Source organism: Lapillicoccus sp. (assembly GCF_025353065.1).
Classification (GTDB): domain Bacteria; phylum Actinomycetota; class Actinomycetes; order Actinomycetales; family Dermatophilaceae; genus Lapillicoccus.
In genome coordinates this window covers 1-13,789 of record NZ_JANXRJ010000018.1, presented here as the reverse complement: position 1 = coordinate 13,789, position 13,789 = coordinate 1, and the positions used below count along the sequence as shown (strand labels likewise).

16 protein-coding genes are annotated in these 13,789 nt (G+C 72.0%); 8 read left to right on the top strand and 8 right to left on the bottom strand.

The window, feature by feature from the left end:
- Positions 1 to 359 (top strand): type II toxin-antitoxin system PemK/MazF family toxin (locus tag Q0R63_RS01365; RefSeq protein WP_295692872.1); only part of this gene is annotated, 359 nt, incomplete at its 5' end.
- Between the two features lie 10 nt (positions 360 to 369).
- On the opposite strand, the gene Q0R63_RS01360 is transcribed toward Q0R63_RS01365, so the two are convergent.
- Both Q0R63_RS01360 and Q0R63_RS01355 read right to left on the bottom strand, forming a co-directional pair.
- The gene (locus Q0R63_RS01360) at positions 370 to 1,563 is read right to left on the bottom strand and encodes a peptidoglycan-binding protein (RefSeq protein WP_295692869.1); all 1,194 of its coding nucleotides are present in this window, start codon (positions 1,561 to 1,563) and stop codon (positions 370 to 372) included.
- Positions 1,564 to 1,727: 164 nt separating this feature from the next.
- Positions 1,728 to 2,459: an IclR family transcriptional regulator gene (locus tag Q0R63_RS01355; RefSeq protein WP_295692866.1), complete on the bottom strand. Its 732-nt coding sequence runs from the start codon at positions 2,457 to 2,459 to the stop codon at positions 1,728 to 1,730.
- Between the two features lie 153 nt (positions 2,460 to 2,612).
- Between Q0R63_RS01355 and leuC the strand changes: the two genes are divergently transcribed.
- The 3 genes from leuC to Q0R63_RS01340 all read left to right on the top strand — a co-directional run bounded on the left by leuC (position 2,613) and on the right by Q0R63_RS01340 (position 5,739).
- The gene (gene leuC, locus Q0R63_RS01350; RefSeq protein ID WP_295692863.1) at positions 2,613 to 4,022 is read left to right on the top strand and encodes a 3-isopropylmalate dehydratase large subunit; all 1,410 of its coding nucleotides are present in this window, start codon (positions 2,613 to 2,615) and stop codon (positions 4,020 to 4,022) included.
- A gap of 3 nt (positions 4,023 to 4,025) precedes the next feature.
- Positions 4,026 to 4,613: a 3-isopropylmalate dehydratase small subunit gene (leuD, locus tag Q0R63_RS01345; protein WP_295692860.1), complete on the top strand. Its 588-nt coding sequence runs from the start codon at positions 4,026 to 4,028 to the stop codon at positions 4,611 to 4,613.
- Positions 4,614 to 5,085: 472 nt separating this feature from the next.
- On the top strand, positions 5,086 to 5,739 hold the full coding sequence (locus tag Q0R63_RS01340; RefSeq protein WP_295692858.1) for an HU family DNA-binding protein: 654 nt from the start codon (positions 5,086 to 5,088) through the stop codon (positions 5,737 to 5,739).
- A gap of 495 nt (positions 5,740 to 6,234) precedes the next feature.
- On the opposite strand, the gene Q0R63_RS01335 is transcribed toward Q0R63_RS01340, so the two are convergent.
- Positions 6,235 to 6,447: a hypothetical protein gene (locus Q0R63_RS01335; RefSeq protein ID WP_295692856.1), complete on the bottom strand. Its 213-nt coding sequence runs from the start codon at positions 6,445 to 6,447 to the stop codon at positions 6,235 to 6,237.
- Between the two features lie 22 nt (positions 6,448 to 6,469).
- Positions 6,470 to 7,171, bottom strand: coding sequence for a 2-phospho-L-lactate guanylyltransferase (cofC, locus tag Q0R63_RS01330; RefSeq protein WP_295692853.1), 702 nt, complete (start codon positions 7,169 to 7,171; stop codon positions 6,470 to 6,472).
- A gap of 126 nt (positions 7,172 to 7,297) precedes the next feature.
- Here cofC and Q0R63_RS01325 point away from each other — a divergent pair, with 126 nt between their 5' ends.
- Both Q0R63_RS01325 and Q0R63_RS01320 read left to right on the top strand, forming a co-directional pair.
- Entirely contained in the window at positions 7,298 to 8,053 is a 756-nt protein-coding gene (locus tag Q0R63_RS01325; protein WP_295692850.1) for a lysophospholipid acyltransferase family protein, read from the top strand.
- A complete protein-coding gene (locus tag Q0R63_RS01320) occupies positions 8,050 to 9,048 on the top strand; it encodes an NAD(P)H-dependent glycerol-3-phosphate dehydrogenase (protein WP_295692848.1) in 999 nt (332 codons plus the stop codon). Before Q0R63_RS01325 ends, Q0R63_RS01320 begins: the two co-directional genes overlap by 4 nt.
- Positions 9,049 to 9,098: 50 nt before the next feature.
- On the opposite strand, the gene Q0R63_RS01315 is transcribed toward Q0R63_RS01320, so the two are convergent.
- Positions 9,099 to 10,187, bottom strand: coding sequence for a PLP-dependent transferase (locus Q0R63_RS01315; protein WP_295692846.1), 1,089 nt, complete (start codon positions 10,185 to 10,187; stop codon positions 9,099 to 9,101).
- An 81-nt stretch (positions 10,188 to 10,268) separates the two neighbouring features.
- On the opposite strand from Q0R63_RS01315, the gene Q0R63_RS01310 reads away from it, so the two are divergent.
- Positions 10,269 to 11,402 (top strand): D-alanine--D-alanine ligase family protein, encoded by a 1,134-nt coding sequence (locus tag Q0R63_RS01310; protein ID WP_295692843.1) that lies wholly within the window; start codon positions 10,269 to 10,271, stop codon positions 11,400 to 11,402.
- Positions 11,403 to 11,532: 130 nt separating this feature from the next.
- Here Q0R63_RS01310 and Q0R63_RS01305 read toward each other — a convergent pair whose 3' ends face one another.
- Positions 11,533 to 12,057, bottom strand: coding sequence for a DUF3515 family protein (locus Q0R63_RS01305; RefSeq protein ID WP_295692840.1), 525 nt, complete (start codon positions 12,055 to 12,057; stop codon positions 11,533 to 11,535).
- On the bottom strand, positions 12,036 to 12,269 hold the full coding sequence (locus Q0R63_RS01300; RefSeq protein WP_295692837.1) for an Lrp/AsnC ligand binding domain-containing protein: 234 nt from the start codon (positions 12,267 to 12,269) through the stop codon (positions 12,036 to 12,038). Before Q0R63_RS01300 ends, Q0R63_RS01305 begins: the two co-directional genes overlap by 22 nt.
- A 131-nt stretch (positions 12,270 to 12,400) precedes the next feature.
- Between Q0R63_RS01300 and thiL the strand changes: the two genes are divergently transcribed.
- On the top strand, positions 12,401 to 13,405 hold the full coding sequence (gene thiL / locus Q0R63_RS01295; RefSeq protein WP_295692834.1) for a thiamine-phosphate kinase: 1,005 nt from the start codon (positions 12,401 to 12,403) through the stop codon (positions 13,403 to 13,405).
- 99 nt (positions 13,406 to 13,504) lie between these two features.
- Here the strand turns inward: thiL and rpmB are convergent, their stop codons facing one another.
- Positions 13,505 to 13,702, bottom strand: coding sequence for a 50S ribosomal protein L28 (gene rpmB, locus Q0R63_RS01290; protein ID WP_295692831.1), 198 nt, complete (start codon positions 13,700 to 13,702; stop codon positions 13,505 to 13,507).
- Between the last annotated feature and the right edge of the window lie 87 nt (positions 13,703 to 13,789).

The window sequence follows — 13,789 nt, the reverse complement described above, 5'->3', positions numbered from 1 at the left end:
GCGTCGTTCCGTCGCGCCGCGGCCGGCTCGTGAGCGACACACCGGCGCGTGGGGAGGTCTGGTGGTGCGAGATGGTCGACATCGGGCGCCGGCCCGTCGTCGTCCTGTCCCGCAATGCCGTGATTCCGCATCATCGCCGCGCGCTCGTCGCACCCTGTACGACGACTGTCCGAGGGCTCGTCAGCGAGGTCGTGCTCGATCCCGATGACGATCCGGTGCCTCGCCGGTCGGCAGTGAACCTCGACTCCGTCGAGAGCGTCTCCATCGCCGTGCTCGTCAGTCGGCTGGGGCGGCTCAGCGACACGCGGATGCGCGAGATCTGCGGCGCTCTGGCGGTGGCGGTCGATTGTTCGGAGTGACTCCTCGCCGTCAGTAGACGACGACCTTGTCGCCGAGGTTGACCTGGTCGAAGAGCGATGCCAGCCCGTTGTAGTCCCGGACGTTGACGCACCCGTGGGAGGCACCGGCATACCCGCGGGCCGCGAAGTCCGAGGAGTAGTGCACGGCCTGACCACCGCTGAAGAACATCGAGAACGGCATCGACGAGCCGAAGAGCGTCGAGGTCCAGGTGAGGTTCTTCTGGAACACGGCGAAGGTGCCCTCGCGGGTCGGGGTGTATTCGGAGCCGAAGCGGACGTCGAGGCGCATCATCGCCTTGCCGTCGATGACCCAGACGAGCTGCCGGCTGGCCTTGCTGATGCAGACGACGCGGCCGGTGAGGCAGCGGGCGTCGAGGCCTGCGGCGCTGACCGGGGCCGCCGTCGGGGCGGCGTTGGTGAGCTCGGCGGAGGTGGGCGTGCGGGTCATCGCGGTAAGTCGGTCCTTGGTCCGCTGGTCGACCTCCCCGGTGACCGGGATCGCACGCTTGGTCTGGAAGTCCTTGACCGCCTGAGCCGTCTGGGGGCCATAGGTGTCGGTGACGACGCCGCTCCACCAGCCGATCTGCGTGAGGCGGGCCTGCAGGTCGCGCACGGCGGCACCGGTCGACCCCTGCTTGAGCAGGGCCGGACCGGGCCGCATGACGTTGTTCATCTCGTCGCTGGTCGGCATCCGCGTCATGCTCACGAGCTTGGCCCAGGTCGCCTGGTCGACCGTCCCCGTGGCCGGCATCGTCCGCTTCTGCTGGAAGGCCTCGACGCCGGCGCGCGTCTTCTCGTCGTAGGTGGCGGTGATGGCGCCGTCAAACCACTGCAGCTGCACGAGGCGGGACTGGAGCTCACGGACCTTGGTGCCCGTGCTGCCGGGGGAGAGCAGGACCGCCGAGGCGGCGGTGGATGGTGCGGTGGTGGCGCTCGGGCTGCTCGGGCTGCTCGGGTTGGTCGGGGCGGCCGGGGTGCCCGCCGGGCTCGAGGACGCCGGGCTGGAGGGGCTCGGCGGGCTCGAGGACGCTGGGGAAGATGACGCCGACGAACCGGATGCGGCGGGGCTGGACGACGGACCGCAGCCGCTGAGGATGAGCACCCCGACGGACAGGGACACGATGAGGCCGGCGAGGCCGGCGGCGGCAGGTGTCCTCCGCGTGGTTGTCGTCGTGCGGCTCGTCGCGTGCGTCCAGCTGGTCACGGTGATCCCCTCGTGGTCGTCCGGGGCGCCGGTCGCGCCCTGCCTGGCCCTCCGGCCACCGGTCCGTCACTTCCCACGACGCCGATGATCGGGGAAAAGTTGTCTCCCGTCGTCCGGGAATCGCGAGCGGTTACCAAATCGTGTTGTCCGCGCGACGGGGGAGATCAGCCCTGATGGACGTTCTGGGTCCGGCGGAGCACCTCGGTGAGCTTGTTGGCGCCGGCGACGACCGTCGCCGCGTGGAGGCGCCCCGGCTGGCGGGAGAGCCGCTCGATCGGACCGGAGATCGAGACGGCGGCAACCACCCGCCCGGACGGTCCCCGCACCGGCGCGGAGACCGAGGCGACGCCGGCCTCTCGCTCGCCCACGCTCTGGGCCCACCCGCGTCGACGGACGGCGGAGAGCGCCGTGGCGTTGAAGCGGGCGCCCTGGAGGCCGCGGTGGAGGCGGTCGGGCTCCTCCCAGGCCAGCAGGATCTGGGCGGCCGACCCGGCGAGCATCGACAGGCTCGCGCCGACGGGGATGCTGTCGCGCAGCCCGATGGGGCGCTCGGCCGCGGCCACGCAGATGCGTTGGTCGCCCTGGCGGCGGAAGAGCTGGGCGCTCTCGTGGGTGTGGTCCCGCAGTGCGCCGAGGACCGGTCCGGCGGCGGCGAGGAGACGGTCCTCTCCCGCGGCCGAGGCGAGCTCGCTGAGCCGGGGCCCGAGCACGAAGCGGCCCTGCATGTCGCGGGAGACCAGGCGGTGGTGCTCGAGGGCCACGGCGAGCCGGTGCGCGGTGGGCCGGGCCAGGCCGGTCGCTCCGACGAGCTGGGCCAGGGTCGCGGGCCCGGCTTCGAGTGCGCTCAACACGGTGGCGGCCTTGTCCAACACGCCGACCCCACTGGAGTTGTCCATGCACTGATACTGCCGTCTCATTGCCTGAGACGCAAGTTCCATGGACCCCGATCTGCGTCAGGCTTGCCTGTACAGGACTTCGGGACCACGTCGGCGACTCCTGGCCGATCCCGTCCGCGTGAGTCAGGGGAATCGTCTCGGTCGGAGGTAAGCATGTCAGGCACGTTGGCGGAGAAGGTCTGGGAGTCGCACGTGGTGCGCCGGGCCGAGGGTGAGCCCGACCTCCTCTACATCGACCTCCACCTGCTCCACGAGGTGACCAGCCCCCAGGCGTTCGACGGGCTGCGGATCTCCGGGCGCACGGTCCGGCGCACGGACCTCACCCTGGCCACCGAGGACCACAACGTCCCCACGACACCGGGACCCATCACCGACCTCGTCAGCCGGACCCAGGTCGAGACGCTGCGCCGCAACTGCGCGGAGTTCGGTGTGCGGCTCTATCCGATGGGGGACGTCGACCAGGGCATCGTGCACGTCGTCGGTCCTCAGCTGGGGCTGACGCAGCCCGGCATGACCATCGTGTGCGGCGACAGTCACACCTCGACGCACGGCGCGTTCGGGGCGCTGGCGCTGGGCATCGGCACCTCCGAGGTCGAGCACGTGCTCGCGACCCAGACGCTGCCGCTCAAGCCGTTCCGCACGCTGGCCGTGACCATCGACGGCGCGCTCTCGCCGGGGGTCACGGCCAAGGACATCGTCCTCGCCGTCATCGCCAAGATCGGCACCGCCGGCGGCCAGGGCCACGTCATCGAATACCGCGGCAGCGCGATCCGTGCGCTGTCGATGGAGGCACGGATGACGGTGTGCAACATGTCGATCGAGGCCGGTGCCCGCGCCGGCATGATCGCTCCCGACGAGACGACCTACGCCTACGTCAAGGGTCGCCCGCGCGCTCCGACCGGCGCGGACTGGGACGACGCCGTCGCGGCCTGGTCGCTGCTGCGCTCCGACGACGACGCCGTGTTCGACGCCGAGGTGGTCCTCGACGCGACGTCCCTCGCCCCCTTCGTCACCTGGGGCACCAACCCCGGCCAGGGTCTCCCCCTCTCGGAGAGCGTCCCCGACCCGGAGTCCTTCGCCGACGAGGGCGACCGTGTCTCGGCCGAGCGCGCCCTGACCTACATGGGCCTCGAGGCCGGCACGCCGCTGCGGGCGATCGCCGTCGACACGGTCTTCGTCGGCTCGTGCACCAACGGGCGGATCGAGGACCTGCGCGCCGCGGCCCAGGTCATCAAGGGCCGCAAGGTCGCCGAGGGTGTGCGGATGCTGGTGGTCCCCGGTTCGGCCAGGGTGCGGCTGGAGGCGGAGGCCGAGGGCCTCGACGCGGTCTTCGTCGAGGCCGGCGCCGAGTGGCGCCTGGCGGGCTGCTCGATGTGTCTCGGCATGAACCCCGACCAGCTCGCACCCGGGGAGCGCAGCGCCTCGACGTCCAACCGCAACTTCGAGGGGCGCCAGGGCAAGGGCGGGCGCACCCACCTCGTCAGCCCTCTCGTCGCCGCGGCCACCGCAGTCCGCGGAACGCTGTCGTCGCCGGCCGATCTCGTTGCGCTCGTGGAGGCCTGAGTCATGGACAAGTTCGTCACCCACACCGGCATCGGCGTCCCGCTGCGCCGGGCCAACGTCGACACCGACCAGATCATCCCGGCGGAGTACCTCAAGCGGGTCACTCGTGACGGCTTCGAGGACGGTCTCTTCTCGGCCTGGCGCAAGGACGAGACCTTCATCCTCAACAACCCGAGGTATGCCGCGGGCTCGGTCCTCGTCGCCGGCCCCGACTTCGGCACCGGGTCGAGTCGCGAGCACGCGGTCTGGGCGCTGATGAACTACGGCTTCATGGCCGTTCTCTCGTCGCGGTTCGCGGACATCTTCCGCGGCAACAGCGGGAAGGCGGGGCTGCTGACGGCCGTCGTCGCCCAGGACGACATCGAGCTGATCTGGAAGTACCTCGAGAACGAGCCGGGCGCGCAGGTGACGGTCGACCTGACGGCCCGCACAGTGACCGCCGGAGAGATCGTCGCGCCCTTCGAGGTGGACGACTACATCCGCTGGCGGCTGCTCGAGGGCCTCGACGACATCGGTCTGACGCTGCGTCACGAGAGCGACATCACGGCGTTCGAGCAGGACCGACCGAGCTGCAAGCCGGTCACTGCCTGACCTCCGGCCGGCGTCCGAGGGACGTCACCGGACTCGTCACGGGGCTCGTCGGCGGGCCGCGACACGCCGGATCGGCGTGTCGCGCAAAGGTTCTGCGCTCGGGCGCGTGCATCGGGGTCTGGTCCGGCCGCTCGGGGTCAGCGGCACCGCGTCCCGGCTGCCGTCCGTCAGGTCGTTCATGTGTGATGTGCCGAGTTCCACTGTGCCAGAGAGGAACTGGCAGGACTCGACGTTTGGCCGGGATGGAACGGCAGCCTTCCCCGAGCCCCGGGGCGTGCCGCCACCGGCGCCGTGAGACACCTCCGGGGCCGGCGAATAGATCCAAATCGGTTGCCACACAACGAAATATCAGGCTCCGGTGATGGACTACGCCGCCGCGCCGTCCTAACGTCTCAGCTAAGCCGGGTTGATTCCGGGAACGCATCGACGTCGGGCGCAGCCCGGCGCCTCATCCCTTCGGAGGGAACCAGTCGTGAACAAGGCAGAGCTCATCACCGCCCTCGAGTCCAAGCTCGGGAGCAAGAAGGCTGCGAGCGACTCGCTCGAGGCCGTCCTCGACGTCAACATCCGCGAGGTCGCCCGGGGCGGCAAGGTCGGCATCACCGGCTTCGGCACCTTCCAGAAGGTCGCCCGCGACGCCCGCACGGGTCGCAACCCGCGCACGGGTGAGACCGTGCGGATCAAGAAGACGACGGTGCCCCGCTTCCGTCCGGGCACGGGCTTCAAGGAGGTCGTCGCCGACCCTCGCAAGCTGTCCAAGACCGCTGCTGCCGGCGCCCGCGCTGCGGCCGGCTCGGTGACCAAGACCGCTGCCCCCGCGACGAAGGCGGCTCCGGCAAAGAAGGCCGCCACGGCGACCAAGGCAGCGCCGGCCAAGAAGGCCACGCCCGCGAAGGCGGCCGTGACCAAGGCGGCCCCGGCGAAGACGGCCGCGGCGACGAAGGCGGCGCCGGCCAAGAAGGCCACGCCCGCGAAGGCGGCCGTGACCAAGGCGGCTCCGGCGAAGACGGCCACGGCGACCAAGGCGGCCCCGGCCACGAAGGCGGCCCCGGCCAAGAAGGCAGGTCCCGCCAAGGCGGCCGTCAAGAAGGCGACCCCCGCGAAGAAGACCGCCGCCTCCCGCTGACGGCACGGCACGGCACCCCCCAGCACGGCACCCCAGCACGACACCCCAGCACGGCCCCGGTGGGCCGGCCACCAGCCCGGTGGCCGGCCCACCGGCACGTGGTCGATGCGTGGGGGGTGCATGGAGACCTCAGACCCCGCCGTATCGGGACCGCGCTCGCCCCCGCCGTCAGGTGACCGCGCCGCCTCTTGACGCGGAGTCGAGGAGGTTGACTCCCCGTGCACGCGGAGTCAGGTGGCTCGACTCCGAGTCGAGCGGGCTCGGCGACCGTCAGCGGATGGGCCGACGGAAGAGTCTGGCCGGGTCGGCGGACGTCGTGGCGTCGTCCTCGGGCGCCGACCCGGGTCCAGGGTCGGAGTGCGCGAAGGGTCGTCGGAAGACGGCGGGATCCGGGTGCTGCCAGCGGAGAATCGCCGGGAGCGCTGACCCCTCTCGGCAGGGGTCCACCGCTCCCGGCGGGCTGGGCGTGTCAGGGCTGGACCGGGCCTGACGGTGTCAGTCGATGCGCTCGCCCGGTCCGATGCCGACGACCCGGAGCCGCGTGACGACCTCGCCCGCGGCCTCGATGCTGACCCGCTGACCGCTGCGGAGGTGACGCAGGGCGCTCTGCCCGAAAACCTCCGCGTCGAAGGGCCGTTCACGTCCGTCGTCGAGCAGGACGCTGCCCGAACGGGTCTGCTCGTCGAAGGTGTGCACGGTGGCCTGCATGGCCGCCACGATAGCGAGTGGATCAGGCCGTCGGAGACCGGTCAGGGACCATCAGGTGGGCGAGCAGTGCGGCGGTGTGCTGGCCGACTCCGAGGCAGAGTGCCGCTCGCAGTGAGACCTCGTCGTCGACGTCGCGTCGCAGGTGCGGGAGGTCGAGGTCGAGCCGGACGAAACCGGCCCGCCGATGGGCCTCGTCGGAACGTCCACCAAACCGGGGGACCAGCCGGCCCTGGGTCGTGCTGGTGAGGAGGACCGTCCCGGAGTCGTCGGCGTCCGGGACGTAGGCACGGGGGTGGGTCACGGCGGCATACAGGGCCGTGGCGAGGTCGGCCGGGCGGACCGACGCCAGGTCGCCGAGCAGGACGGCCACCCCGCCGTCGGTGGCGTGGGCGGCGAGGTGGGCGACGCCCGCCGCGATCGCCGGGTTGAGGCCGCCGCCGGGATCGTCGACGACGACGACCCCCAGCGCCGCGACCTGGCCGGCGATGGACGGGTCACCAGTGACCACGACGACCTGCCCGGCGCCCACTGTGCCCGCGGCGGCTGCGACGGTGTCGAGGGCCAGCGCCGTAGCGAGCCGGGAGTGGTCGACGCCGTCGGGTGCCTGCAACCGCGTCTTGGCGTGGTCGCCGCCCTTGACGGGGATGACGACGGACCACGGCATCCCGGCCCGGTCATCGGGTGGGAGCGGCAGGGGTGCGCCAGGTGCGGTGGGCTCGTTCATGGAGACCCCAGTTTTCCAGTAGCGGGGTGCCGCCTCGACACGGGGAGTCTCGAACGGCGAGGATGACGGGATCGCCCGAGGACGCCCCGACCGCCTCGTGCCGATCTGACCGGAAGGCGTGTCCCCGTGAAGCCAGCTCGAACCCGTGCGCCGCTCAACACGGGATACAAGATCGCCGCTGCCCTCGTCCGTCCCTTCATGTTCATCTGGACGAAGAAGGACTGGCACGGCTGGGAGCACCTCCCGGCGGAGGGTGGGTTCGTCGTCTCCCCGAACCACATCTCGAACTTCGACCCGTTCCCGGTCGCCTATTTCCTCTTCCACGCCGGCACGGTGCCCTACTTCCTCGGGAAGGAGTCGGTCTTCCGCGCGCCCGTCTTCGGTCGGCTGCTCACCGCCTCGGGACAGATCCCGGTCTACCGCAAGAGCAGCCAGGCCGGTGACGCCTACCGGGCGGCGCTCCAGGGCGTCGCCGACGACAAGTGCATCGTCGTCTTCCCCGAGGGCACCCTGACCCGTGATCCCGACGAGTGGCCGATGGTCGGCAAGTCGGGCGCCGCGCGGATCGCGCTCGAGACGCGGTGCCCGCTCATCCCCATGGCGCACTGGGGCGCCCAGCAGGTCATCCCGCGCTACCGCAAGGGTCTTCACGTGCTGCCGCGCAAGACCATGCAGAGCACCCTCGGCCCGGCCATCGACCTGTCCGACCTCTATGACCGACCGCTCGACGGCGCCACCCTGCGCGAGGCGACCGACCGGTTGATGGCGGCGATCACCGGGCTCGTCGAGGAGCTGCGGGGGGAGAAGGCACCGGCCGAGCGGTGGAACCCGCGCCAGCACGGTCAGGCCGACGTCGGCAACTTCCTCAAGGACGACGGGTGACCCGCGCCGCGGTGCTCGGCACGGGGAGCTGGGGGACGGCCTTCGCGGCGACGATGGCGGATGCCGGGACCGACGTCACGATGTGGGCGCGTCGGGCCGTGCTCGCCGCCCAGATCAATGCCGGCAGCAACGACGACTACCTGCCGGGCATCGCTCTCCCGCAAGGAATTCGCGCCAGCTGCGACGTCGCCGAGGTGCTCGACGGCGCTCACATCGTCGTCCTCGCCGTCCCCTCCCAGAGCCTGCGCCAGAACCTCGGGGCCTGGGCCGACCTGCTGCCTGCCGAGGCCGCCGTGGTGTCGCTGATGAAGGGCATCGAGCTCGGGACGACGAAGCGGATGAGCGAGGTCATCGCCGAGGTGGGGCGCGTCGAGCCGAAGCGGATCGTCGTCGTCTCGGGCCCCAACCTCGCGCGGGAGATCGCGGAACGGCACCCCGCGGCGAGTGTCGCGGCCTGCGGCGACGAGGCCACGGCCGAGCTCGTCGCTGCGGCCTGCGTGACCCCGTGGTTCCGGCCCTACACCAACGACGACGTCGTCGGGGTGGAGCTCGGTGGCGCGGTGAAGAACGTCGTCGCGCTCGCCGTCGGCATGGCCGAGGGGATGGGAATGGGTGACAACACCAAGGCCTCGCTCATCACGCGGGGCCTCGCCGAGACCGCCCGGCTGGGGGCCTCGCTCGGCGCCGAACCCGCCACGCTGATGGGTCTGGCCGGCGTCGGCGACCTCATCGCGACCTGCATGTCACCGCTCTCGCGGAACCGCACGTTCGGCGTCAACCTCGGGCGCGGGATGTCGGTCGCGGAGGTGGTCGCGGCGACGAGCCAGACCGCCGAGGGCGTGAAGTCCTGCGAGTCGATCCTCCAGCTCGCCCGGGACCACGGCGTCGACATGCCGATCGTCGCCGCCGTCGTCGCGGTCGTGCGCCAGGAGGTCACGCCGCACGACATGGTCGGCGCGCTGATGGGCCGGACCCGCAAGTCCGAGGGCGGCTGACCGACCCCAGATCCAAGTCGGGGGGTGGAGGGTCGGGTCGGTATGCCGCGTCAGCCCGGGAGCGCGGCGCGCAGCGCGCGGTCGAGGTCGGTCCAGAGGTCCTCGACGTCCTCGATGCCGACCGACAGCCGCAGCTGCTGCTCGGGCACCGTGGGGGCCTCGGCGGCATACTTGCGGCGTCGCTCGATCAGCGACTCGACCCCTCCGAGGCTGGTCGCGTCGAGCCAGAGCCGGCACCCCGCGGCGACCGCGTCGGCGGCCGCGGCATCGCCGGCGACCTCGATCGAGACCATCGCGCCGGTGCCGGGGTAACGGACCCGCTCGACGCCGGGATGGGCCTCCAGCCGGCGGGCGAGCTCGACGGCGTTGGCGCACGACCGCTCGAACCGCACCTGCAGCGTGCGCAGCCCCCGGAGCGCCAGCCAGACCTCCATGGGGCCACCGATCGCACCGTGCATCGTGCGGTGACGCGTCAACCGCTCGAGCAGCTCGGGACCCCGGCCGTGATCGCCCGTGACGGTCGCGCCGAGGACGACGTCGGAGTGGCCGGCGAGATACTTGGTCACGGAGTGGACGACGACGTCGGCGCCGAGGGCGAGGGGCTGCTGGAGCAGCGGCGTCGAGAGGGTGTTGTCACAGACACCCAGGGCGCCGTGCTCCCGGGCGGCGGCGAAGATCGTGCGCAGGTCGGCGACCTCGAGCATCGGGTTGGTCGGGGACTCGGTCCACACCATGTCGGCGCCTTCGACCGCAGCGACGACCTCGGCCGTGTTGCTGATGTCGACCTGGCGCACCTCGTAGCCGGCCTCGCGGTAGTCCTCGAGCAGGACGTTGGTGAGGTTGTAGGCGTGCCTCGGCGTGACGACGGTGCCCCCCGCCGGCACGAGGGCGAGCGTGGCGGAGATGGCGGCCATCCCGGAGGCGAAGACCCGGGCGTGCCCTCCTTCGAGGTGTCCCAGGGCCTCCTCGAACGCGTCCCAGACCGCGTTTCCGTTGCGGCCGTAGGCGACTCCTGCCTCGGGTGCGGCATACGTCGAGGTGAACTCGACCGGCGGGTTGACGCTCGCGCCGGGCCGACGGGGGGGCCGCCCAGCGGCGACGACCACGGAGGCGGGGGACAGGTCGTCGAGATCGCTCATCGGACCAGCGTAGGTGCCGCGGGGTCGACACCGGGAGCGGCGTCCCGACGTCCGTGAGCGGGAGGGATAGGGTCGGCAGCGATGAGCGAGATCACCGGCTCCACACCCCCCGTCCGACCCCGTGTGGCCGTCGTCTTCGGAGGTCGCTCCTCGGAGCACGCGGTGTCGTGCGCGACGGCCGCAGGCGTGCTCCAGGCCATCGACCGCGACAAGTACGACGTCGTGCCGGTCGGCATCGCCAAGGACGGCCGCTGGGTCCTCGTCGCCGACGACCCGGAGCCCCTGCGACTGGCGCCCGGCCACATCCCCGAGGTCGACGGCAGCGCCGCCGGTGTCCTCGTGCCCCTGTCCACGATCGACCGGGCCCTCGTGGCCCTCGAACCCGGTCGCCCCCCGCGCGAGCTCGGCGACGTGGACGTCGTCTTCCCCCTGCTGCACGGGCCGTTCGGCGAGGACGGCACGATCCAGGGCTACCTCGAGCTCTCCGACACCCGCTACGTCGGGTCGGGCGTGCTCGCCTCCGCGGTCGGCATGGACAAGCACTACATGAAGGTCGTCTTCGCGGGTGCCGGGCTCTCCGTCGGTCCGTATGCCGTGATCACCGACCGCGCCTGGCGCGCCGACCGGGCGGCGGCGCTGGATTCCTCTGCGGGACTGGGTTATCCGCTCTTCGTCAAGCCCGCGCGGGCCGGCTCCAGCATGGGCATCACCCGGGTGCACCGACGGGAAGACCTCGAGGCCGCCGTCGAGTCCGCCCGCGAGCACGACCCCAAGGTCGTTGTCGAGGCCGGCATCCTCGGGCGCGAGATCGAGTGCTCGGTCCTCGAGGGCCGCGGGACCGCCGCGCCGCGGACGTCGCAGGTCGGCGAGATCGAGGTCCACGGCGACCACGAGTTCTATGACTTCGAGGCCAAGTACCTCGCCGAGGAGGACGTCGACCTCCGGTGTCCCGCAGACCTGCCCGAAGAGGTGGCCGACGAGGTGCGGCGGGTCTCGGCGGCCGCCTTCGACGCACTGGGCTGCGAGGGACTGGGCCGGGTCGACGTCTTCGTCACGGAGGACGGCCGGGTGGTCGTCAACGAGATCAATACGATGCCGGGGTTCACGCCGCTGTCGATGTATCCCCGGATGTGGGCGGCCACCGGTCTGGCCTACCCCGACCTCATCGACGAGCTGATCACCCTGGCCCTCGAGCGACGCACCGGTCTCCGCTGACGCACGGCGGGAAGGCGCGACAGGGCCCATGACCCCTTCCGGATTGAGGTGAAACTGCGCTCTCGACGACGCGTTTTCACCTCGAACGGCCTGGGCTGACGCTCGGCGGGGAGGCGCGGCGTGGCAGGGCTCAGGAGCACTTCCGGCCGGTGGTCGGGAGCGCTCTCGCCGCGGCGGTGAAGACGGGCAGCAGGGAGCCCTCGCTGCCGGGGGCGGCGCTGCTCGGGACGAGCACCTCGAGCGCGGGCGACCGGCCGTAGGTCACGAACTTCGCCCCGTCGGTCAGCATCGTCACGACCCAGTCGACGTCGTTGACGCTCAGGCAGTCGGTCGAGGGAGCGGGCTCGGCGACGCCGCACCGGGCGATGACGGCCGGGTCGCCGTAGGCCCGGACGGCCGGAGACGCGGGGGAGACGGCCACCGGCTGGTGACCGGCGACGTCGGCCGGCCAGAGCCGGGAGACGGCGGCGCAGGCGGCGCTGTCGGCCTGCCCGGGCAGCGTGACCGAGACGGCTCTGCTGCAGCCGGCGAGGGCCGTGACGGCGAGCGTGAGGGTGAGCGCGACCGTCCCCACCCCGGCCCCGTGTGCCGTCGGGGCGGCATCCGGAGGGGTGGTGCCGAGGGCGACGGCCCTCAGACGTGCACGACCGTGCACGTGAGGGTGCGGGTGATGCCGGCGACGTCCTGGATCTTCGCGATCACGAGCTTGCCGAGCTCATCGACGGTGCCGGCCTCCACGCGGGCGATCACGTCGTAGGGGCCGGTGACGTCCTCGGCGAGGGCGACGCCGGGGATCGCGGCAACGGTCGAGGCGACGGTCGCCGCCTTGCCGACCTCGGTCTGAATCAGGATGTAGGCCTGAACCACCTGTGGCACCTCATCTCTTGGCTGCTGGCCGGGGCTGCGGTGCCCCGCGGGACCAGGTGCACGTCGTGGCGCGCATGCCAGACGCTACCGTGCGGGACAACGGTTCGTCTGCGCGGGAGAGGGGGTGGGACATGTCCGACGCGTCCGATCTGCCGGTGGACGAGCCGGTGGGGACTCCCGGACACGCGGTCCGCACCCTCGCCGACGTCAACGAGGACGCCTTGCTGGCCGAGATCCTGCCGGTCTTCGCCACGGGCCCGGCCGCCCTCCTCGGGCCGGGCGACGACACCGCGGTGCTCGCCACGACGGGCGGTTCGGTGATCGCCACCACCGACACGATGGTCCGTGACCGCGACTGGCGCGACGCCTGGTCCAGCGGCCGCGACGTCGGCGCGAAGGTCGTCGCCCAGAACCTCGCCGACATCGCCGCCATGGGTGGCCGCCCGACCGGCGTGCTCGTCACGGTCGTCGCCGACCCCGCCACGACGGTCGAGTGGGTGCTGGAGGTCACCCGGGGCATCGCCGCGGCCTGCCAGGAGAGTCACGTCGCCGTCCTCGGCGGTGACCTCTCCTCGGCGCCGCCGGGCACCCTGATGGTCTCGATCACCGCGCTGGGCTCGCTCGACGGGCGGCCGCCCGTGCTCCGCAGGGGTGCCCGCCCGGGGGACGTCGTCGCCGTTTGCGGCACGCTCGGCCTCGCGGCGGCGGGCTGGCGCCTGCTCGAGTCGGGCCGCGAGGACGAGGACACGCAGGCCGTTGCCCTCCAGCGGTGTCCCTGTCCGCCGCTCGCCCAGGGGCCGCTCGCGGCCACAGCCGGGGCGACCTCGATGCTCGACCTCTCCGACGGGCTGCTGCGCGACGCGACGAGGGTGGCCCGGGCCAGCGGGGTCCGGCTGGCCCTCGACGGTTCCGCGCTGGCCCCCGACATCCGACGGATCACCCCCGTCCTCGGGCCCGACCTCGCTCGGGAGTGCGTCCTGGCCGGCGGCGAGGAGCACGCGCTGCTGGCGACGTTCCCCTGCGGCATCCGGCTGCCGGCGGGGTGGCGCGCCCTGGGAGTCGTCGAGCAGGGCGATGGCGTCACCATCGACGGGGTCGCGGAGAAGCCCCGCGGCTGGGACCACTTCTCCCCATGAACGGCGGGCCACCAACCACGAGGCACCCCCTGTGACAGCACGAGGCCGGCATCCCCCTGGGGGTTGCCGGCCTCGGTGACTCGGGTGAGCTCGCTGGGGTCAGGCGCTGACGCGCGTGACCTTGCCCGCCTTGAGGCAGGAGGTGCAGACGTTCTGACGCTTCGGGGTCACGCCGTTGATCATGGTGCGCACACGCTGGATGTTGGGGTTCCAGCGGCGCTTGGTGCGACGGTGCGACTTCGAGATGTTGTGACCGAAGCTCGGTCCCTTGCCGCAGACATCGCAGTTGGCAGCCACGGTGAGATCTCCTGAAACTCGACGAACACGAATGAATGGCGGGCCCGGCGCACGTCGGCAGGCGCGAGAGACGCAGGACGATCCGGG

Bases quoted from the DNA above. Each gene is read 5' to 3' on its own strand.
- leuD (WP_295692860.1), top strand. From the start codon at position 4,026: ATGGACAAGTTCGTCACCCACACCGGCATCGGCGTCCCGCTGCGCCGG.
- cofC (WP_295692853.1), bottom strand. From the start codon at position 7,171: ATGAACGAGCCCACCGCACCTGGCGCACCCCTGCCGCTCCCACCCGAT.
- Q0R63_RS01335 (WP_295692856.1), bottom strand. From the start codon at position 6,447: ATGCAGGCCACCGTGCACACCTTCGACGAGCAGACCCGTTCGGGCAGC.
- leuC (WP_295692863.1), top strand. From the start codon at position 2,613: ATGTCAGGCACGTTGGCGGAGAAGGTCTGGGAGTCGCACGTGGTGCGC.
- Q0R63_RS01315 (WP_295692846.1), bottom strand. From the start codon at position 10,187: ATGAGCGATCTCGACGACCTGTCCCCCGCCTCCGTGGTCGTCGCCGCT.
- Q0R63_RS01355 (WP_295692866.1), bottom strand. From the start codon at position 2,459: ATGGACAACTCCAGTGGGGTCGGCGTGTTGGACAAGGCCGCCACCGTG.
- Q0R63_RS01310 (WP_295692843.1), top strand. From the start codon at position 10,269: ATGAGCGAGATCACCGGCTCCACACCCCCCGTCCGACCCCGTGTGGCC.
- thiL (WP_295692834.1), top strand. From the start codon at position 12,401: ATGTCCGACGCGTCCGATCTGCCGGTGGACGAGCCGGTGGGGACTCCC.